The organism is Kribbella sp. NPDC020701, assembly GCF_055562215.1.
Map to the genome: position 1 here is coordinate 129,536 of NZ_JBVHFT010000007.1, position 18,850 is coordinate 148,385.

At 67.5% G+C, this 18,850-nt stretch carries 17 protein-coding genes; 5 read left to right on the plus strand and 12 right to left on the minus strand.

Annotated features, from left to right (window positions below):
* Positions 1-14: 14 nt before the first annotated feature.
* Genes ACZ3HV_RS18410 through ACZ3HV_RS18420 form a run of 3 tightly spaced genes read right to left on the minus strand, consistent with a single transcriptional unit; the run spans position 15 to position 2,750 of the window.
* Complete coding sequence (locus ACZ3HV_RS18410; protein ID WP_465685785.1) at positions 15-686, minus strand: GAF and ANTAR domain-containing protein; 672 nt, start codon at positions 684-686, stop codon at positions 15-17.
* 29 nt (positions 687-715) lie between these two features.
* Positions 716-1,732 carry a DNA topoisomerase IB gene (locus ACZ3HV_RS18415; RefSeq protein ID WP_465685787.1) on the minus strand — a complete coding sequence of 339 codons (1,017 nt, stop codon included), beginning with the start codon at positions 1,730-1,732 and terminating at the stop codon, positions 716-718.
* Complete coding sequence (locus ACZ3HV_RS18420; RefSeq protein ID WP_465685789.1) at positions 1,707-2,750, minus strand: Ppx/GppA phosphatase family protein; 1,044 nt, start codon at positions 2,748-2,750, stop codon at positions 1,707-1,709. The genes ACZ3HV_RS18415 and ACZ3HV_RS18420 overlap by 26 nt, the downstream gene beginning before the upstream one ends.
* 55 nt (positions 2,751-2,805) lie before the next feature.
* Between ACZ3HV_RS18420 and ACZ3HV_RS18425 the strand changes: the two genes are divergently transcribed.
* The 4 genes from ACZ3HV_RS18425 (at position 2,806) to ACZ3HV_RS18440 (ending at position 7,591) form a co-directional block, all read left to right on the plus strand.
* Complete coding sequence (locus ACZ3HV_RS18425; RefSeq protein WP_465685791.1) at positions 2,806-3,834, plus strand: LacI family DNA-binding transcriptional regulator; 1,029 nt, start codon at positions 2,806-2,808, stop codon at positions 3,832-3,834.
* A 99-nt stretch (positions 3,835-3,933) separates the two neighbouring features.
* A complete protein-coding gene (locus tag ACZ3HV_RS18430; RefSeq protein ID WP_465685793.1) occupies positions 3,934-5,034 on the plus strand; it encodes a glycoside hydrolase family 172 protein in 1,101 nt (366 codons plus the stop codon).
* A 10-nt stretch (positions 5,035-5,044) separates the two neighbouring features.
* A complete protein-coding gene (locus ACZ3HV_RS18435) occupies positions 5,045-6,385 on the plus strand; it encodes a glycoside hydrolase family 32 protein (RefSeq protein ID WP_465685795.1) in 1,341 nt (446 codons plus the stop codon).
* A gap of 141 nt (positions 6,386-6,526) precedes the next feature.
* A complete protein-coding gene (locus tag ACZ3HV_RS18440) occupies positions 6,527-7,591 on the plus strand; it encodes a hypothetical protein (RefSeq protein WP_465685797.1) in 1,065 nt (354 codons plus the stop codon).
* 44 nt (positions 7,592-7,635) lie between these two features.
* Here ACZ3HV_RS18440 and groL read toward each other — a convergent pair whose 3' ends face one another.
* The 9 genes from groL to ACZ3HV_RS18485 form a co-directional block, all read right to left on the minus strand.
* Positions 7,636-9,327 (minus strand): chaperonin GroEL, encoded by a 1,692-nt coding sequence (gene groL / locus ACZ3HV_RS18445; protein ID WP_465685799.1) that lies wholly within the window; start codon positions 9,325-9,327, stop codon positions 7,636-7,638.
* A gap of 37 nt (positions 9,328-9,364) precedes the next feature.
* Entirely contained in the window at positions 9,365-10,390 is a 1,026-nt protein-coding gene (locus ACZ3HV_RS18450; RefSeq protein ID WP_465685800.1) for an NAD(P)-dependent alcohol dehydrogenase, read from the minus strand.
* Positions 10,387-11,094, minus strand: coding sequence for an iron-sulfur cluster assembly protein (locus ACZ3HV_RS18455; protein WP_465685802.1), 708 nt, complete (start codon positions 11,092-11,094; stop codon positions 10,387-10,389). Before ACZ3HV_RS18455 ends, ACZ3HV_RS18450 begins: the two co-directional genes overlap by 4 nt.
* 8 nt (positions 11,095-11,102) lie before the next feature.
* Positions 11,103-12,146 (minus strand): amidohydrolase family protein, encoded by a 1,044-nt coding sequence (locus ACZ3HV_RS18460; protein ID WP_465685804.1) that lies wholly within the window; start codon positions 12,144-12,146, stop codon positions 11,103-11,105.
* 12 nt (positions 12,147-12,158) lie between these two features.
* Complete coding sequence (gene mimD, locus ACZ3HV_RS18465) at positions 12,159-12,533, minus strand: propane 2-monooxygenase effector subunit MimD (RefSeq protein ID WP_465685806.1); 375 nt, start codon at positions 12,531-12,533, stop codon at positions 12,159-12,161.
* Entirely contained in the window at positions 12,530-13,714 is a 1,185-nt protein-coding gene (locus ACZ3HV_RS18470) for a ferritin family protein (protein ID WP_465685808.1), read from the minus strand. Before ACZ3HV_RS18470 ends, mimD begins: the two co-directional genes overlap by 4 nt.
* On the minus strand, positions 13,711-14,754 hold the full coding sequence (locus tag ACZ3HV_RS18475; protein WP_465685810.1) for an FAD-binding oxidoreductase: 1,044 nt from the start codon (positions 14,752-14,754) through the stop codon (positions 13,711-13,713). Before ACZ3HV_RS18475 ends, ACZ3HV_RS18470 begins: the two co-directional genes overlap by 4 nt.
* A 92-nt stretch (positions 14,755-14,846) precedes the next feature.
* A complete protein-coding gene (locus ACZ3HV_RS18480; RefSeq protein WP_465685812.1) occupies positions 14,847-16,496 on the minus strand; it encodes a ferritin family protein in 1,650 nt (549 codons plus the stop codon).
* Between the two features lie 84 nt (positions 16,497-16,580).
* Positions 16,581-16,826 (minus strand): hypothetical protein, encoded by a 246-nt coding sequence (locus tag ACZ3HV_RS18485; RefSeq protein ID WP_465685814.1) that lies wholly within the window; start codon positions 16,824-16,826, stop codon positions 16,581-16,583.
* Between the two features lie 167 nt (positions 16,827-16,993).
* Between ACZ3HV_RS18485 and ACZ3HV_RS18490 the strand changes: the two genes are divergently transcribed.
* Positions 16,994-18,796 carry a sigma-54-dependent Fis family transcriptional regulator gene (locus ACZ3HV_RS18490; protein WP_465685816.1) on the plus strand — a complete coding sequence of 601 codons (1,803 nt, stop codon included), beginning with the start codon at positions 16,994-16,996 and terminating at the stop codon, positions 18,794-18,796.
* Positions 18,797-18,850: the final 54 nt, after the last annotated feature.

Consider the following 18,850-nt stretch of genomic DNA (forward strand, 5'->3'; position numbering starts at 1 on the left):
CGCGGCCACGCCGATCAGTCGCGGGAGGTCTCGATCAGGCGGCGGGCCACCTCGCGGAGCTTGATGTTGCCGTCCTGGGAGACGCGGGTGAGGAAGGCGAACGCGCGTTCGTCGGTCAGGTGGTAGCGCTCCATCACGATGCCGACCGCCGTACCGATCATCGTGCGGGTGCCGACCGCCTCGCGCAGGTTGTGGATCTCGCGGGCATAGTCGATCGCCATCGCGGCCTGATGGCGGAAGAGTTCGCCGATGGCACCGAGATCACGGAAGGCGCCGAGCTTGCGGGCGTACAGGTTGAGGGCGCCCCGGGACTTCGGAGCGGTGAAGAGCGCAATGCCCGCCTGCGCCCGGATACCGGCAGCCACTGCGCTCGCGGCGTACTTCGGAAATCGTTCATCGTGGGCAAGATCAGGTGACGCGATATGAACGGAATCAGCCGCCGCCTCGTAGCAAGGTCCTTCACGCAACTCGTACTGCGCGGCGTCGACGCCCCACAGCACGTCATCGGTGGGCGAGACCGTCTCCAGCCGGCCGTCGGAGTGCAGGACGGTGATACTCGCGTAGTCGGTTTCCGGCAGGGACTCGACCGCCGCCGCCGTGATGCGACTGAGCGTGTGATCGAGGTCGCCGGGAGTCAGCGTCCGCGCGAGCCGCTGAGCCAGGTCGAGGAGCCGGTCATCATTCACGGCATCCCCAGTACCCCGAACCCCGAACGCTAGCCGCGGGAGTCTCGGTCCAGCAGGCGATTGACCGAGCGTTCGAGGGTGCCGCGGGTCTTTTCGTCGTCGAGATCGGTGCCGACCCGGTCGACGGCGTCCGCGATGGTGTGGCCGTGCTCGTACTGCGTGACGACGCGAGGATCGACGTACGACGCCCGCGCGACGGTCGGCGTGTTGCCCAGGTGCTCGGACACCTCCTCGAGCATCTCCTTGACCGCGGCGTTCAGCGCCTTCTTCGTGCGGGGCGGATCGGCCTCTGCCAGATCCACGGCGGCGTGCACGGTGGCAGTCCAGGTGCGCAGATCTTTGACCGTGTAGTCGTCGCCGACCAGTTCCTGAAAACGCTCGTTGATCATGCCGGCATCGATCTCGTGATAGCCGTCGTCGTCGCGGTACACGAGCAGCAGCGGGTTGTCGTGCCGGCCACGCTTCAGGGACCGTACGGCGGTTGCGAGCCGATCGTCATCGAGTTCGATGGTCCGGTCCTGTCCGCCTTTGGCGACGAAGTCGAACACCACGTTGCCCTTGCTGACGCGGACGTCGTCACGCAGCAGCGTCGCGGCCCCGCGGCTGCCGTACTCCTCGGCGTACTCGGTGTTGCCGGTCCGGAAGACGCCGTAGTCGAGCATGCGCAAGGCGACCGCGATAACCCGCTGCCGGTCGAGCCCCTCCGTACACAGATCGGCGTCGACCGCCTCCCGGAACGCGGGCAGCTTACGCGCCAACTGACGAACTCGGTCGTGCTTGTCCGCGTCCTGGGCCGTCCGCCAGTCGTCGTGGTAGAGGTACTGGCGCCGCCCGGCCTCGTCCGTGCCGATCGCCTGGATGTGCCCGTTGGGGTAAGGGCAGATCCACACGTCGGTCCACGCGGGCGGGATGGCCAAGGTCCGGATCCGCTCGACGACGTCGGTGTCCTTGATCGCCTTGCCCTTGGTATCGGCATAGCTGAAGCCACTCCCACGGCGCCGGCGGGAGTAGCCCGGCTGATCAGGATGACTTTGGCGAAGACGCATACGGCATCCGGGTCACGTTGGCCGGTGGGGTGCCGGCGGTTTCGAGCACCTCGACCGGCTGCAGGGAATCCAGGGTGAGTGGCTGCTCCTGATGCATCACCGTCTCCAGGTGGTGCAGGATGATGCCCTCCCGCAGCGCCCACGGCGATACGTCCAGCCGCTTGATGTCGAGCGTCGTCATCACCGCATGCGCGGCGATGGCCCCGGCAACGATCTGCCGGGCGCGCGCCTCGGAGACACCGCGAAGCCGGGCCCGCTCGGCGGTCGAAAGCTCCGCCAGCCGGGGAATCCACGCAGCCACATCAGCACGGCGCAGACGACGCCGTACGAACGGACCGGTGCGTTGCGACGGAGCGCCGGCCAGCCGGGCCAGTTGCTTGAACGTCTTCGAACTGGCGATCACCCGCTTGGGATCGCCCTCCCACCGAAGCCGGTCCGACACCTCACGAAGCGTCGACCGCGTGTGTTGCCGCACCTCGCGCAACTGCCGCTTCGTCGGCGGATCGTCGGGCAGGAACGCCCTGGTCAGCCGGCCCGCACCCAACGGGAGCGAGACCGCTAGCTCGGGCCGCGCGTCGCGGCCGAGCGCGATCTCCATCGACCCGCCGCCGATGTCGAGAACGAGCAACCGGCCGGCCGACCAGCCGTACCAGCGCCGGACGGCCAGGTAGGTCAGCCGCGCCTCGTCCTCACCGGTCAGGAACCTCGGCTTGATACCGGCCTCGACTTCCAGCCGAGCGGCGATCTCGCCGCCGTTGACCGCGTCCCGGACGGCCGACGTCGCGAAGGCGAACAAACGTTCCACCTGCAGTGCCCGCGCGGCGGCCACGGTGTCGCGGACCGCGGTGATCACCCGGTCGACTCCCTCGTCGGTGATCGAGCCGTCCGGCTGAATCGCCTCGCCGAGCAGCGTGGCGTGCTTCACCGCGTGTGTCGGCAGCGGCGGCGCACCCGGCGACGCCTCGACCACCTGTAACTGGGCCGAATTCGACCCGACATCCAGTACTCCGATTCTCACCGCACCCCTGTTCCCCACCCGGAAACCACGTGATTCTGCGTGAGATGCTGGCGCCATGAGCAAGCGGCGGGTGACGTCGGCGGATATCGCGAAGGCGTCCGGGGTCTCGCGGTCCGCGGTGTCGCTGGTGCTCAACGGGCGTGGCGACGGGATGGTCGACGCGCAGAAGCAGAAGCGGATCCGGGCCATCGCACACGAGTTGGGCTACGTGCCGAACGCATCCGCGGTGAACCTGCGCCGCCAGCGGACAGCAACCATCGGCCTGGTCACCGACGCCATCGCGAGCGCGCCGTTCGCCGGTCCACTGTTGTCGGCGGCCAGTGATGTGGCGCTCGAGGCCGGCTACATGATCCTCACCATCGATACCTGGCAACATCCGTCGTACGTCGATGGCGCGCTCGCGACCCTGCGTGCCCGGGACGTGGACGGGCTGATCTACGCCGACGCCGGACTGCGGCAGCTGGACCAGATCGACGTACCACCAGGCGTTCCGCTCGTGCTGGCCAACGCGTTCGTTGCCGACGGCTCCTTGCCGGCGTTCATTCCCGACGACGAAGGCGGCGGACGCGCGGCCGTCGACCTCGTGATCGCCGCCGGCCACCGTCGCATCGCCTTGATTACTGGCAATAGCGACGCGCCGGCCACCGTGCAGCGCGTCCGCGGGTTCACCGCCGGGATGAAGGCCGCAGGCCTGCCGATCCACGGCACCATCGTCCCGGCGAGCTACAGCGTCGGCTCCAACCATGCGGCCGCGCTCGAACTGCTGCAGAGCCCCGACCGGCCGACCGCGATCCTCGCCGCCAACGATCGTGGCGCGACCGGGGTCATCCTGGCCGCGGCATCGCTCGGGCTGTCCGTGCCGAACGACCTGTCGGTGGTCGGGTACGACGACGAGCAGTTCCTCGCTGCCGAGGTCCCGCCCGGGCTCACCACCATCGCGCTGCCGCACCGCGAGATGGGGCAACGTGCCGTCGCGGAGTTGGTCGCCCGGATCGCCGGCAAGGGGTCCGGGGAACCCCGCACGGAGCGCCTCCCCTGCGTCCCCGTGCTCCGCGGCACCGTCGCCACACCACCGCCCGGCTGACCCGGCTCGCCGACCCCGCCCGGGTTCCGGATCGGACCTTGACACTGCGGACCTAACACCTGTTAGGTAGCGCACGGTCATCGATCGAATGAGGGACTCATGACGGATTGGTCTGCACTGACTCGATCGCCCGGCCGCCGCCGGAGCCGGTCCATCAACGCGGAGAACCCGACCGGCGCACCCGGACAGGCAGCCATGACGGCTTCGGCGCTCGGCCCTTCCCGCAAAGGCCGGCCGGCGATCTCGCTGGAGTCGGGCGAGACGGCAACGCTGGCCGATATCACCGGTCCCGGCACGATCCGCCACCTCTGGATGACTGTGCCGGACAAGACCGCGGCCGGTCCCTGGGTACTGCGGGATCTCGTGCTGCGGATGTGGTGGGACGACGACGAGCAGCCGGCGGTCGAAGTACCGCTCGGCGACTTCTTCTGCAACGGGTTCGGCCAGCGCGCGCTCGTCACGTCGGAGCCGATCGCGGTCGCGCCGACCGGCGGGCTGAACAGCTACTTCCCGATGCCGTACCACCGCCACGCCCGGATCGAGCTGACCAACGAGCACCCGGGCACCATCGGCGGGATCTACTACCAGATCGACTGCACGGTGGACGACGAACTCGCGGACGACACCGCGCTGTTCCACGCGCACTGGCGACGCAGCAACGCGTCCACCGCTCCGGGTGAAGACCACGTCATCCTCGACGGGATCGTTGGTAGCGGCAACTATGTCGGCACCTACATCGGCCTGACCGCGCTGGAGCGGTTCTGGTGGGGCGAGGGCGAGGTGAAGTTCTACCTCGACGACGACGAGGATTACCCGAGTCAGTGCAGCACCGGACTCGAGGACTACGCCGGTGGCGCGTGGGCCTTCCAGGATGCGCTGCGGACCAATCCCCCACCCGTGCCGCTCACCTTCAGTGCGCCGTACTGCGGGTATCCGTTCTACTCGGCCGAGGACACCACGGGCCACTCGCCGTTCGTCACCAGCACGCTGCAGTCGCACGGCATGTACCGATGGCATCTGCCGGATCCGGTGATCTTCCACCAGCGACTGCGGATCACGTTGCAGCAGATCGGTGCCTGGGATCACGGGCACTTCGAACGCAGCGACGACATCTCCAGTGTCGCCTACTGGTACCAGCTGCCGGGTGGTGCGAACGACCTGCCACCGCTTCCGTCCCGCGAGCACCGCCGTCCACGTTAGAAGGGCTTCCATGACCGACTATCAGGAATCCAACCGCGGTCAGTTCCACTTCAGCCCGCGGGCCGGGTGGATGAACGATCCCAACGGACTGCTCCACTACCGCGGCACCTACCACTTCTACTTCCAGCACGCCCCGAACAACCTGGTCTGGGACACGATGCACTGGGGTCACGCCACCAGCACCGACCTGGTGCACTGGCAGCAACAACCCAACGCTCTCGATCCCACTGTCCACGTGGGCGACCTGTGGTCCGGCGGCGGCGTGGTCGACGTACGGAACACGTCCGGACTGAAGGACGGAGACCACGATCCGATCTTCGTCTTCACCGGCACGCAGGGCGTCCGGACGTTCTACAGTATCGACGGTGGCATGACATTCACGGCGTACGACGAGGGCCGGGTGATCGCCCGGCCGAGCGGTCACGAGAGCCGGGACCCGAAGGTCGTCTGGCACGAGCCGACCCAGACCTGGGCGATGGTGGTGTGGTCGGACAACGACGGGAACGGGACGGACTTCTTCGTGTCGCCCGACCTGCGGACGTGGGAACGGACCGGACGGTACGTCGCGGACTGGTTCTTCGAGTGCCCGGACTTCACGCCGATGGAGTTGGACGGCACGGTGCATTGGGTGCTCCGGGACGGACGGGGCACGTACGTCGTCGGCGACTTCGACGGGCGGGAGTTCCGGACGGACTGGACCGAGGCGCATACGGTCACCGTGAACCCGGGTGGTGCGGCCGGTCACTACTATGCGGCGCAGTCGTTCGACAACCTGCCGGACGGACGCGTGGTGACAATGGCGTGGCAGGGGCTCAACCACGGCTCGACCTGGACCGGCAACGCGAGCTTCGCGGTACAGCAGCGGTTGGTCGCGACGCCGGACGGGCCCCGGCTGTTCAGCCTGCCGGTCGACGAGATCGCCTCACTGCGTCGATCGACGAAGACCTGGGGCCCGGAACAGCTCACCGCGGAGTCCCCCCTCCTCATCGACGACGCCTCCACCAGTTACGAGCTCGAGGCAACCATTGATCTCACCGCGACCCCGGCCGGTTCCTTCACCTTCCGGCTGCGCACGGGGTCCGGCGGATCGGCCGCCCATGAGGTCAGCTACGACATCGGAGCCGCCCTGCTGGACGGCGTACCGCTGGCTGCCGACGGCACCCTCACCATCCGCCTCCTCGTCGACCGCGGGCAGCTGGCGATCTTCGCGGCCGACGGCGCCTACTACGCGTGCTACAACGTCGACTTCGACACCGCCTCCACCGGCGACGGCCTTCAACTCACCACCACGGCTCCCCTCCGGTTGGAGTCCCTCACGCTGCACCAGCTGGCGTCCATCTGGCCTCTATAGATGCACGTTCGGACCCAGAAGTTGCGCCCGGCCGTGGATTGTCCGGCGATCGTTGCGCCCCGGCGAGATTTCGGGATTCCCCAACAAATAAAGGGATTCTGAGGCTAGCGCGACAAGGAATCATCGTGCCACCCTGCGGACATGAGGACGAAGATCTGGGCGGTTGTGACCGTCGCGGTAGCGCTGGTGCTGGGGGCGATGCCGGCGCCGGTCGCGAGCGCCGTACCGGAGATGACGAGTTTCGTTGATCCGAACCTGAAGGTCACGAGCGTCACGCTCGGGCGTACGTCGGTTGTCGTGTCCGGACTGAACACCGTGGCTGTGCCGGTCACGGTGGTCGGCGGGTACACCACGACGGGGTCGTACACGATCTATCTCAATGTGTTCCTCGATCGCACCGGTGGCACCGGGCCGGCGAGATACATGGTCGCGGCACTCCTGACGCTGGCCTCCGGGACCAACGAGAGCGGCACCTGGACGGGCTTCCTGTACGTACCGTCGACGGCGAACGGGACGTTCAAGGTCAACGGAGTCATGGAGGGCCAGATCATCGACGGCTCCAACGGCAGCATGACGACCCCGACCCCGTTCGCCGGCCCGACGATCACCGTCACCGGCGTGCACCTGCCGAAGATCGGCGTCTCGATCATCCCGAAGGTGGTGCCGTTCGGTTCGGCGTACAAGGCCCGGGTCGCGATCACCGACGCCACGACCGGCAAGCCGTACGGCAGCCGGATCAACGTCCAGATCACCTTCGACAACCTCTGTGTCGAGTACGACGGGGACCGCTACCTCACCAATACCGCAGGCGTCGTCGAACGGAGTTTCCCGGCCGGCGCCGCGGACGCGCTGAACTGTGTCCGGTTGCGCGGCCGGGCGTTCGACACCGCGGGGCTCCATTGGTGGGTCGCCCGGCCGGGGATCGTCGCCGCGACGCCGTCCAAGACAAGCGTCAAGGTCGGTACGATCGTCCCCGTCAACGGCTCGGTCGCCGGTGCACCCGCGAGCTGCCCGGTGATCCTGCAGCGCCTGTACGGCGCGACGGTTTGGCGCGGGGTGAGCCAGGCCGTGGTCCGGCAGAGCGGGCGATTCACGGTCCTCGCGCAACCGCCGTACGTCGGCAACGTGATCTACCGCGTGTACTTCCCGAGGTGCTGGCAGTATCAGGCCGGCTACAGCAAACCGTTCACCATCCGCGGTCTGTGACCCACGGCCGCCCTCAGCCGAAGCTGAGGGCGGCCCGGAGGGTGTCAGCCGACGGAGGGGCCCAGACCGAGCGATTGCGGGGTGCTGGAGTCGGGTGACGGTTGGTGCAGGCCTTCGTCCAAGGCGCCGTACTCGGTCATCAGGGCAGGGCTGCCGCCCCACGGCGTCTGTTCCTCGGCGATCAGGGTGTTCGTGGTGAGCAGCAGACCGGCCACCGAGGCGCCGTTCTGGAGGGCCGAGCGAGCGACCCGGAGCGGGTCGATGATGCCCATCTCGAGCATGTTGCCGTAGCGGCCTTCGAGGGCGTCGAAGCCGTCGTCGACACCGAGCTGGGAGGTCCGCTCCAGCACCTCCGCGCCGTTGTAGCCCGCGTTCGCCGCGATCAGGTACGCCGGCTCACGCAGCGCCCGCCGGACGATCTCGACCCCGGTCTGGTAGTCGCCCTTGACGTCGAGATCGTCGAGAGCCGACGCGGCATGCAGGAGGGCCATACCGCCACCGGCCACGATGCCCTCGGCCATCGCGGCCCGAGTCGCCGACAACGCGTCCTCGACCCGGTGCTGGAGCTCCTTCAGCTCGGCCGGGGTCGGCGCACCGACCCGGATGACCGCGACCTTGCCGGACAGCGACCCGATGCGTTCGGTGAGCACGTCCTCGTCGACTCCGAAGGTGGCCCGCTCCAGTTCGGCGCGCAGCTGCGCGATCCGGAACGCGACCTCCTGTTCATGACCGGGCTCGGCGACGATGGCGGCACGGTCCGCGGTCACCCGGACCTGCTCCGCGCGGCCGAGCTGGTGCAGGGTCATCGACTCGAGGGTGAATCCGGAGTGCCGGCTGTAAACGGCACCACCGGTGATCGCGGCGATGTCCTCCAGTTTGTGCAGCCGCCGATCACCGAAGCCCGGTGCCTTGACGGCGACACACTGGAACAGACCGTTCACATGGTTGTGCACCAGCATGCTGAGCGCGGTCCCCTCCAGGCTCTCCGCGATGATCACCAGCGGCCGCGGCTCGCGCATGATCTTGTCCAGCAGCGGCATGATCTCCTGGACCTTGCTGATCTTCTCGCTGCACAACAGGATGTAGGGGTCGTCGAGAACGGCCTGCAGGCTGCCGGGGTCCGTGACCATGTACGGCGACAGGTAGCCGTTGTCGAACTCGAATCCCTCGACGAAGTCGACGCTCATGCCGTGCGTGGCCGACTCCTCGATCGTGACGATCCCGCCGTCGCCGACGGTGTGCAGGGCCTTCGCGATCACCGCTCCGACCAGGTCGTCGTCGTTGGCCGAGATGGCCGCAACCCGGGCGAAGTCCTGCTCGGTGACGACCGGGTGGGCGACCTCGCGGAGCCGCTCGACGAGCCTGCCGACCGCGAGGTCGATCCCACGTTTCACCAGCACCGGGTTGCCGCCGGTCCCGATCGCCTGCATGCCCTCGCGGACGATCGCGTGCGCGATCACGGTCGCCGTGGTGGTGCCGTCGCCGACGATGTCGTTGGTCTTGATCGCGGCTTCCTTGACCAGCTGGGCACCCATGTTCTCGAACTGGTCCTTGAGGAAGATCTCCCGGGCGATGGTGACGCCGTCGTTGGTGACCACCGGCGAGCCGGTGATCTTCTCCAGGATGACGTTGCGCCCCTTCGGGCCCAGAGTCGACTTCACCGCCTCGGCCAGCTGGTCGACACCGGACAGCATCAGCATCCGCGCCTGCTCACCGAATCGCAGTTCCTTGGCCATGAGTGCCCTCCCGGTCGTCTACTACCTGTCAAGAAACCTACGGAACGAGGATCGCGCGGCCACGGACCCGGCCGGCGTCGAGATCGGCGACCGCCTCGGCGGCCGCGTCGAGCGGATACGTGCGGGTGTGCAGCGTGACCTTGCCGGCCTGGGCGAGCGCCATCAGCTCGGTCAGTTCGTTGAACGTGCCGACGATGTTGCCGACGATGTTGCGTTCGGTGGAGATGATGTCGAGGGTCGGGATCTGGACCTGGCCGCCGTACCCGATGACGAAGTACGAACCGGCCGGCGCGGTCATCGCGAACCCGTCCTGCTCGGCACCCTGCTCGGCGACGAAGTCGAGGACGACGTTCGCCCCGGCGCCACCGGTGAGCTCGAGCACGGTGGCAACTTGTTTGCCATCAGCAACCACCGTCTGGTCCGCGCCGAGCTGCTCGGCCAGCTTCAGCGCCTCGGGGTTGCGGTCGACCACGATGATCCGGGCCGCGGTCAGTGCGGCGAGGCACTGGACCCCGATGTGGCCGAGCCCGCCGGCGCCGATCACCACACACGTCGTACCGGGCGGCAGCAGCGGAATCGCCTTGCGCACCGCGTGGTACGCCGTGATGCCGGCGTCAGCGAGTGCCGCGACATCCTCTGGCCGGGTCGTCGGGTCGAGCTTCACGCACGCGCGTGCGGACGTGAGGAGGTACTCCGCCATCCCGCCGTCACTGTCGAGACCGGGGAACGTGCTGTTCGCGCAGTGCATGTCGTTGCCGGCCCGGCAGGCCTGGCAGAGCCCGCAGGTCGGGGTCGGGTGCAGGATGACGGTGTCACCGACCTGGACATTGGTCACGGCCGAGCCGACCTCGTGCACCCAGCCGGCGTTCTCGTGGCCGATCGTGTAGGGCAGGGTCGGGTGCATGGCCTCGGCCCACTGACCCTCGATGATGTGCAGATCGGTGCGGCACACGCCGGCGCCACCGATCTTGACGATCACGTCCAGCGGACCCTTGACGACCGGTTCCGGTACGTCCTCGACCACTGGCTGCTGGTGGTACCCGTGCAGTCGAACCGCCTTCATCCCGATCCCTCCTCGCCGGCCCCGGTCTCGGCGTACCGGTGCCGCAGCATTCCCCTACAGATGCCGGTGTTGGCCTCGATCCCGGTCCGGGTGAGGCGTGCCTTGCCCAGATACTTAGGCGCCCCGGCACCGGTGATCGCGTCACCGGTGCCGGGGTCCAGGAGCAGCGGCGCCGCCAGGTCTGCGCGCAGGCCGAGCTCGGCCCGCCGCCGGCGCAACCGCTCCAGCTCGTCCGACGGTGGTACGTCGCCCAGCGTCAGGCCTGCCAGCTCCGCGGGATCCATGCCCGAGGCAATCAACGGCCGGCACACCTGATCGGTGCCGGCCAGGACCGCCTTGGACACGAAGGTCCGGCGCAGCTCGTCCAGCTCGTCCTCGGCCTCACCCGCGAAGGAGGCCACGAACCCGGCCCGGGCCGCGACGCCGGCGTTGATCTGGTCAGCGGCGAAGTGATCCACCAGGGCGACATCGACGGCGCGTACGGCGGGCAGCGCGGAGACCACGTCGTACGCGTCGGCGACCATCAGGAAGGCGAAATTGGGTGCGCAGAAGTACGTCGGCAGGCGCAGCCGGACGACCACGTCGCCCGCCGCCGACACCACGCAGGTGGACACGAACCCGAGCGTCGTGATCGGCTCGTCCAGCTCCGGGTCCCGGACCGCGTCCAGGGCGGTGAGCACCGCCCTGGACCGTTCCGTCACCATTGCTGTCATTACTGCGTGACCAGCTTCGCGTCGTCCTGCGCGGCGGGTTCGGCCTCCTTGAGCTGGTATTCGTCGGGTACCTTCAGGTCGTACAGCTTGGCCGCGTTCAGCCCGAGGATCTTCTTCTTGCCCTCGACCCCGAGCCGCGGGTAGTCCGCGAACTCCGGCTCGTCCGGGAACTCCCAGTCGACGAACCCCTCGACCTGCCACTTCGGTTCCCAGATGCCGTAGTCGCTGCCGAAGGTCATCTTGTCCTCGCCGACCCAGAACAGCAGCTCCCCCATCACTTTGGCGAAGAACCGCGGCCGGGCGTGCATCAGGCCGCCGATGACGACGGACAGACCGGCGTACACGTTGGGCTCCTGGGTCGCCATGAAGCAGAAGTCCTCGATCCGCGGCAGCCCGACATGCTCGACGATGAAGTTGAGCTCGGGGAAGTCCGTCGCGGCGTGGTCGATGTCGGAGACGTCGAACGCGTCCTTGTCCAGCGGCCAGATCGTGGGGCCCTTGTGGACGTGGATGTTCTTGATCCCGAGTTCCTGGGCCTTCTCCAGATAGCGGTACGATGCCGGGTCGCTGAGCTTGTAGCCACGGGACCCGTTGTTCCACTCGGCCGTGTAGAGCTTGACGCCGCGCGAGCCGTACCGGTCGACGTTGCGCTTCAGCTCCTCCAGCCCGGCGTCACTGTCGCGCGGGTCGAACCGGGTGTTGTGGACGAACATGCCCGGGTGCTTCTCACCCAGTGCGGCGTTCCGCTCGGTGGTGTTGAACCCTTCTATGTACCACTCCTTCAGGTACGTCGGCTGGAACACCGCGACGTCCACGTAGCCGTCCTCGAAGACGTCCTTCATCAGGTCGTCCTCGGAGTACTTCATGAACTTCTCGATCGGCCAGTGGGTCTCCTTCGGCGCCAGGCTCATGTACGCGTGGAAGCACTCGATCCACCCCTTCGCGTACTGCTCCGCGCCCGGCACCCAGTTGTCCGGCGCCGCGTTCCAGAAGTGCATGTGGCTGTCGACCACGTAGTACTTCTCGCCGTTCTTCTCGTACACGTCCGGACCCCCTTACTTGGAAGCGGTCAGGTCGAAGCCGAGGTACTCGGCCGCGTCCTCGGGATTGGCGACCAGGATCGTCCGGTCGTCGGTGTGGATCATTCGGCCGTAGTGCGTCGACATGTTCTCCTCGAACTCGGCCTGGTCGAAGTAGCCGGGCTCCTCGCCGAGCGCCTCGGAGACCTCGTCGTACACGACGTCCATCCGGCCGACCGCGTCGACCCGGATCATCGACGGCAGCGGCGTCACGGTGACGTTGTCCAGGTGGCTCATCACCTCGGCGACGACCGCGCCGACCTGATTGTTCATCAGGGTGAACCCGGCCTTGTTGGACGCGGTGCTGTTCGACTTGAAGGGGCTCTCGACGGATGCCTTGAGCGTGGTCACTGTGCCAACTCCTTCGGTTCTTCGAGGCCCAGCGAGGTGACGATGCCGCTGAACCGGCTCTTGACCCGGTCGAGGCCGTCCTCGAACCGTGGCGGTTTCGCGTCCGGCTGCGACCACAGCGGCTGCAGGGTCCGGGCTGCCGTCAACGCCCTCGAGGTCCAGTCCGCGGCCCAATCCTGCATGATCGCCTTGTTGTGGTCGGCGAACTCGCGGTCGTTCGTGAGCAGCTCGAACATCGCCGTCGTGTAGCGCAGGTCGCGCTCGGCGAAGTCGTACTCGGCGGCGCCGACCACGGTCGGCGTGACGAAGTCGCCGTTCCTGGGCGCGGCCTGCTGGACCAGCTGGCTACGGAACAGTTCGCCGACGATCGGCTCGAACACGACGTTCGCGGCGAAGATCGCCTCGCACCAGTCGTCAATCCCGGTCAGCCGCTCGGCGAGTTCGCGGACACCCTGCCAGGCCGGGTCGGACTTCCAGGTTTCCAGGTGGGCGCTGCCGTCGAAGCCCTCGATCTCCTCGGACAGCGTCAGGTTGTACAGCGCGAGATCCTGGGCGGCGCGGATCCGGTGCATGCTGTTCACCGAGATCGCGTTGTTGTGCATGTTCGTCGGTGCGCGCCGGTTCGCGTTCGCGTACAGGTAGAGGCCGAGACCGTGGTCGACGTGCATCCAGGCGCCGATGTGGTGCTCGACGAAGCGCACCCAGTTGGTGTTCCACTGCTCGAAGGCCTTGGACTGCCGGGCGGCCTCGATGTTCTGGCTGATCTGGCGGACGACGTTGGAGTTGTAGCGGTAGAGCGAGAGCTCCCACTCCTCGTTCGGGTCGCGGAACTCGTGCCAGCCGGTCGCCGGCCAGTTCTCGACGATCATGCCGCCGGTGCCCGGTCCGCGCTTCGGCACGGGCTTGTCCGAGCCCCACGCCTTCAGCACGGTCCAGTCCAGCGGATACCCGCCGCGCCCGTCCGCGAACCCGTAGAGCCAGCCCTGCGTGAGGTAGTGCCGCGGATCCGGTTGGACCTCGACGGTCACGTCCTCGTAGTGGCTCTGCTTGCGCTTCTGCGGCGTGTAATAGTTGAACTGCCGTGAGTACGAGTCCGGGAACACGCGAGCGCCAGCTTCGGCGTCGGTGAAGACCGGCTTCGGCACGCTCCGCTCTGCGGCGGAGTCTTGTGTGGTGGTCATCGGCTTTCTGCCTCCAGCACCTTCGAGTCACCGGCGTCGCCGGTCGTGGTGAACTTGTCGTAGTAGATGCGCTTCGTGACGACGCCCAGGCCCTCGAGCAACGGGATCGCGGCCTCGACCATCGGCGGCGGCCCACAGACGTACGCGTCGGCCCCCGTCAGGTCCGGCTCGCACCGCCGGACCACGTCGGTGATCAGACCCATCTCGCCGTCCCACTCGTCCTCGGACAGGGCCGGCACGTACTGGAACCGCGGCAGCGTCTGTTCGAGCCCGCGGAGCTCTGCCTCGAAGCACAGGTCGCGGCGTGTGCGAGCGCCGTAGTAGAACGTCGTCGGCCGATCGATGCCCCGCTCGGCCATCGACCGCAGCAGCGCCAGGATCGGCGCCATCCCGGCCCCGCCACCGAGGAAGATCAACCGGGCGTCGAGGTTGTCCCGGAGCGTGAAGACCCCGAAGGGTCCGGACAGCTCCAGCCGGTGACCGACCTGCAGTTCCCGGTCGAGGAACTCCGAGAAGATGCCGCCCGGGTAGACCTTGATGACGAATTCCAGCTGACCGCTCTCCCGGCTGGACGTGTTCGCCATCGAGAACGAGCGAGTGGCGTCCCAGCCCGGCACCTGGATGTCGACGTACTGGCCGGGGAAGAACTTCAGCTCGCCGGGATCCACCAGCTTCAGGACGAGATGGCGCAGGTCGTGGGTGACCGGCGTGATCGCGACCACCTCGGCGGTGCGTTCCTGGATCGGCAACCCGGAACGGATCATGTCCTCGTCGTAGTTGAGCAGCTCGATCGTCAGGTCCTCGTAAGGATGGGCGCGGCACAGCAACGTGTAGCCCTCGTCCAGCTCGTAGTCGGGCAGTGCGAACGTCGAGTACCGGTCGAGCTCGATGTCATCCCCGTCCAGGACGAAGGACTTGCAGGACGAGCACTGTCCCTCCTTGCAGCCGTGCATCAGCATCACGCCCTGCTCCGCCGCAGCGCGCAGGATCGTCTGCTCCTCGTCGACCTCGATCTCGATGCCGACAGGTTCGAATCTCACGACATGCTTCTCGCCCATGGCTCCTGCTGCTGGTCGAGGGGATGGATCGGGGCGGGCGGGTACCCGGCGCACCCACCCGCCCCGGGAAGGGATCAGGCGTCGGCCGGTGCCCTTCCGGCAGGGCCGCCACGCACGTAGCGAGCCGCGAACGCGGTCCGCTCCTCGTCACTCATCTCGTTCAGCAGGACGTTCGGGCTCGCCAGCGGCGGGCACTTGCGCAGGTCGTCCAGCGTCCACATCTTGTCCGGGTTCAGATCGAGGTGTGGCTGCGCGACCATCGTCTTGCCGTCGTCACGGACGAACCCCATGTCGGAGACCACGTCAGCCCAGTTCCAGCCGTGGTAGAGGGTCTCCCACTCGCGGTGACCGATCAGCTTGCCCATGTTCGGCGTCTGCCGGCCCTGGTACGTCGGCCGGAAGGCCGTCTCGTCGGTCCACTTGCACATCTCGTGGCAGTACGTCCGCCACTGGCCGTCGACCTTGGCCATCACCATGTCCTCGCGGACCAGGCACGGGACCATGCAGGTCCAGCACCGGTGCGGGTACTCGTAATCGACGTCCTCGAACACGATCGGCTTGTGCCCGTTCGGCATCGACAGCCGGTTGTAGTTCTCCCACCACGCGCCGTACTTGTCGTACCAGCCCGGGTACTTGTACTCGAACCACTCGAAGTCCTTGTCCGTCATCGGGTCGATCCGCCAGTAGTTGGCGAGCCAGCCGGTGGCGAAGAACTGGGCGACCTCGTGCACGTAGCCCTTGTTCCAGATCTGGTTCCAGGACTCTTCGATCAGGTCGTGCGGGATCTCGAGGCCGTACTTCTCCAGCGGCACCAGGTAGCTGCGGTAGTAGTCGTCGTAGATCCAGCGCCGCCACATCTCGGCGTAGCTCTCGCGGTCCTTACGGCGGTCCTTCGTGCCGTACTCGATGAACGTTCCGATCGCCGCGTCTACGACACGGTGGTTGTTCCACCAGGCGTAGCGCAGGTCGCGGGCGAGCAGCTGGTGGTTGCCCTCGTCGGCGAGTGCCATCAGCAGCGTCGCGTACCCGTTGCTGATGTGCCGGGACTCGTCGGACTGCACCGAGTGGAACACCGTCGGCAGCAGGTAGTCACCGTTCGCGGCCGCCTCAGCCGGCATGGCGACGAACAGCGTGTTCGTGAACGCCGTCTCGGCCACGATGGTCAGGTAGATGCTCGCCGCGGTGATCGCGTCACCGGTGATGAAGCCTTCGGCGAACTGGCGCCCGATCGTGCCGCAGTAGTCGCTCTGGAAGTCTCGCAGGCTCGAGTTGAACCCCGCCGGGTCGATGTAGTTGTTCATGTACAAGCGTTTGAGGTTCTGCTGGATCGTCGAGTGCCTGACCTCGTCGATCATCTGGATCGCCTGGCCGTTGTGCAGCTCAGGGTTCGGCACCGTCCGGAACAACAGCGGCATCGCCCGGGCGGCGGAGATCTCCGGCAGCGGAATGATGCTGAGGAAGAGCTTCTGCCACTCCAGCCAGCGCTCCTGCACCTGGCGGAACATGTTGCCGCGGATCGCGCCGTCCGAGGCGCCGTACACCCGGTGGTCCTTCTCCTCCTGCATCGGGAAGTACGACCGCAGGACCTGCTTCAGCGGGTCCTTCTTCTGTGCCTTCTGGAACGTGTAGTCGGTTCCGTACTGGGAGACCGGCTCGTGGTACGCCGGTTCCCAGGACAACTCCTGGATCTTCTGGTGGGCCTTCGCCACACTCTGGCGACTCATGGCACTCCTCCCGCTCGACTGGCCGACTGTTCTTGCAGTACATCGCCGCTGCGATGTGACTGAGGTCTCAAATTGAGATGGCGATCACGGCTCGCCGAACATCGCCTCCCGGAGCTCCGCGAGGCGGTCCTGTTTCTGCTGGACGAGGCGCTGGTCGCCTTGTGGATCGGGCTGAATACCCAGGCAGCGCAGGAGTTCCGCGGCCGGTTCGCCCGGGTGCCCGGTGGCCCCGAGGACGGGATGAAGTCCCACGTCGGCCAGATATTCGAAGACGACATTCACGATGGTCCACGGGTTGTACGACTCCTGGCCCAAGACATCGTTGTCCATCGGAACCTCCACAGGTCACCACTTCAATCACACGCCCGTCAGCGGCCGCCGGTCGTCTCAATCTGAGACACCGCTTGCGTCTGGCTGTATTAGGCTCGAAGAGCGATGACCGGGTGGGGCCGCGCGAATCCCTGCGGTGCCGTGCCTGCCTGGCCTCAGGAGGCTCCGTGGACGAACTCGCTGCGACGGACGACAGCGTGCGGGCCGCCACGGCCCGGCTGAACTTCCTCACCCTCGATCCCGTGCGCCCGCAGGACGTCCGGCCGCCGATCCTTGCGTCCTGGGTGCGATCGCGGCGATGGAACCTGCCGGCCGACCGGATCACGCTGCCCTATGTCGCGGACCCGGATCTCGACCTGCCGTTGACTCGCAGCGCCCGTCCGGTGCTGCAGCAGTTGCACCAGAATCTGGACGGCCAGCCGATCAGCATCATCCTCACCGACCGGACGGGGATGGTACTCGAACGTTTGACCGCGGACGCCGAGCTGAGCCGGCACCTCGACAAGGTGTTCCTGGCGCCTGGCTTCAGCTACGCCGAGCAGTTCGCCGGGACGAACGGGATCGGGACCGCCCTCGAAGGCGGCGGTCCGATGCACGTCTTCGGTCATGAGCACTACGCCGAGGATCTCGAGGACCTCGCGTGCGCCGGCGTACCGATCAAGCACCCGGTCACCGGCAAGACCGTCGGGGCCATCGACCTGACCTGCTGGCGCAAGGACGCCGGCTCGCTACTGATCGCACTCGCCAAGATCACGGCCGACAACATCCGAGAGGCGATGCTGACCGACAGCTCCACGCGGGAGCTGGCGCTGTTGCGCGCGTACAAGCAGAGTGCCCGGCGGCTCGGCGACATGGTGCTCGCCGTCGACGACGACGTCCTGCTGATGAACGCCAACGCCCGGCAGTCCCTCGATGCCGCCGACCAGCGCGCGGTGCTCGGCCACGCCGCCGAGCTGCTGGAGCGCGGCGATTCCGATGCGGTGGTGGTGGAGCTGCCCACCGGCGGCTGGGCCAGGATCACCTGCCGGCCGGTCACCGTCGGCCGGCACGACGAGGCAGCCGGGATCATCCAGGTCAGTGCGCTGAGTGCCGGAGTGGACGGGCCGACGCCGGGCTCTGTGCACCGCCCGCCGTCCCGGCCGGTGCTGCCGGGGCTGGTCGGCCGGAGTGCCCCCTGGCTCGGCAGCAGCCGCGAGGTCGACAACGCGTGCCGGGCCGGGCAATGGGTCGTCCTCACCGGCGAGCGCGGCGTGGGCAAGGTCGCTCTCGCACGCGCCGCACACCACCAGAACAACCCCGGCGGCCTGTTCCATGTGGTCGACGTCGCCATCTCGGGCGCCGGCTTCAGCGCGGACCTGGAGGCCGAGCTGGCCGACGACTCCCTGCATGCGCTGGTCATCCGGCACGCCGAGCGACTCGATGCCGCCGGTGTGGACGCAGCCATCGAGTCCTTGTACGCCCTGCAGGAACGCCGGCCGTCGGCGCCGCCCTGGATCGCACTCACGCTCACCGGTGACGACGAGGAGGCCGCGGACCTCGCCGACCTGCTGGCGTTGTTCCCACTCACAATCGAGGTGCCACCGCTGCGGCACCACATCGAGGACGTCCGGGACCTGGTGCCGCACTTCCTCAACCAGATGAGCCACGGTGAGCTGACCTGCTCGCCGGAGTCGATGCAGCAGCTGATGCGCTCGTCGTGGCCGGGGAATACCGCGGAGCTGTGTCACATCCTGAAGCAGGTCGTCCTGCGGCGACGCCGGACCGGCGTGATCACGCCCGCCGACCTGCCGGCTCGCGTCCAGGCGATCAGCCGGCGCAGCCTCAGCCAGCTCGAGTCGCTCGAACGCGACGCGATCATCCGGAGCCTGGTCGCCAACGACGGCCACAAGGGCCGGGCGGCGAAATCCCTCGGGATGTCCCGCGCCACCATCTACCGCAAGATCCACGACTACGGCATCCAGCCGCAGTAAGAGTTGACCGCAGCTGCACAAGTAGCAGCCGCTGGCGACAAGTTTGCTCAGTTT

Excerpts from the sequence above, each read along its gene's own strand:
- ACZ3HV_RS18415 (WP_465685787.1), bottom strand. The coding sequence starts at position 1,732 with ATGCGTCTTCGCCAAAGTCATCCTGATCAGCCGGGCTACTCCCGCCGG.
- ACZ3HV_RS18425 (WP_465685791.1), top strand. The coding sequence starts at position 2,806 with ATGAGCAAGCGGCGGGTGACGTCGGCGGATATCGCGAAGGCGTCCGGG.
- ACZ3HV_RS18430 (WP_465685793.1), top strand. The coding sequence starts at position 3,934 with ATGACGGATTGGTCTGCACTGACTCGATCGCCCGGCCGCCGCCGGAGC.
- ACZ3HV_RS18435 (WP_465685795.1), top strand. The coding sequence starts at position 5,045 with ATGACCGACTATCAGGAATCCAACCGCGGTCAGTTCCACTTCAGCCCG.
- ACZ3HV_RS18440 (WP_465685797.1), top strand. The coding sequence starts at position 6,527 with ATGAGGACGAAGATCTGGGCGGTTGTGACCGTCGCGGTAGCGCTGGTG.
- groL (WP_465685799.1), bottom strand. The coding sequence starts at position 9,327 with ATGGCCAAGGAACTGCGATTCGGTGAGCAGGCGCGGATGCTGATGCTG.
- ACZ3HV_RS18450 (WP_465685800.1), bottom strand. The coding sequence starts at position 10,390 with ATGAAGGCGGTTCGACTGCACGGGTACCACCAGCAGCCAGTGGTCGAG.
- ACZ3HV_RS18455 (WP_465685802.1), bottom strand. The coding sequence starts at position 11,094 with ATGGTGACGGAACGGTCCAGGGCGGTGCTCACCGCCCTGGACGCGGTC.
- ACZ3HV_RS18470 (WP_465685808.1), bottom strand. The coding sequence starts at position 13,714 with ATGACCACCACACAAGACTCCGCCGCAGAGCGGAGCGTGCCGAAGCCG.
- ACZ3HV_RS18480 (WP_465685812.1), bottom strand. The coding sequence starts at position 16,496 with ATGAGTCGCCAGAGTGTGGCGAAGGCCCACCAGAAGATCCAGGAGTTG.
- ACZ3HV_RS18485 (WP_465685814.1), bottom strand. The coding sequence starts at position 16,826 with ATGGACAACGATGTCTTGGGCCAGGAGTCGTACAACCCGTGGACCATC.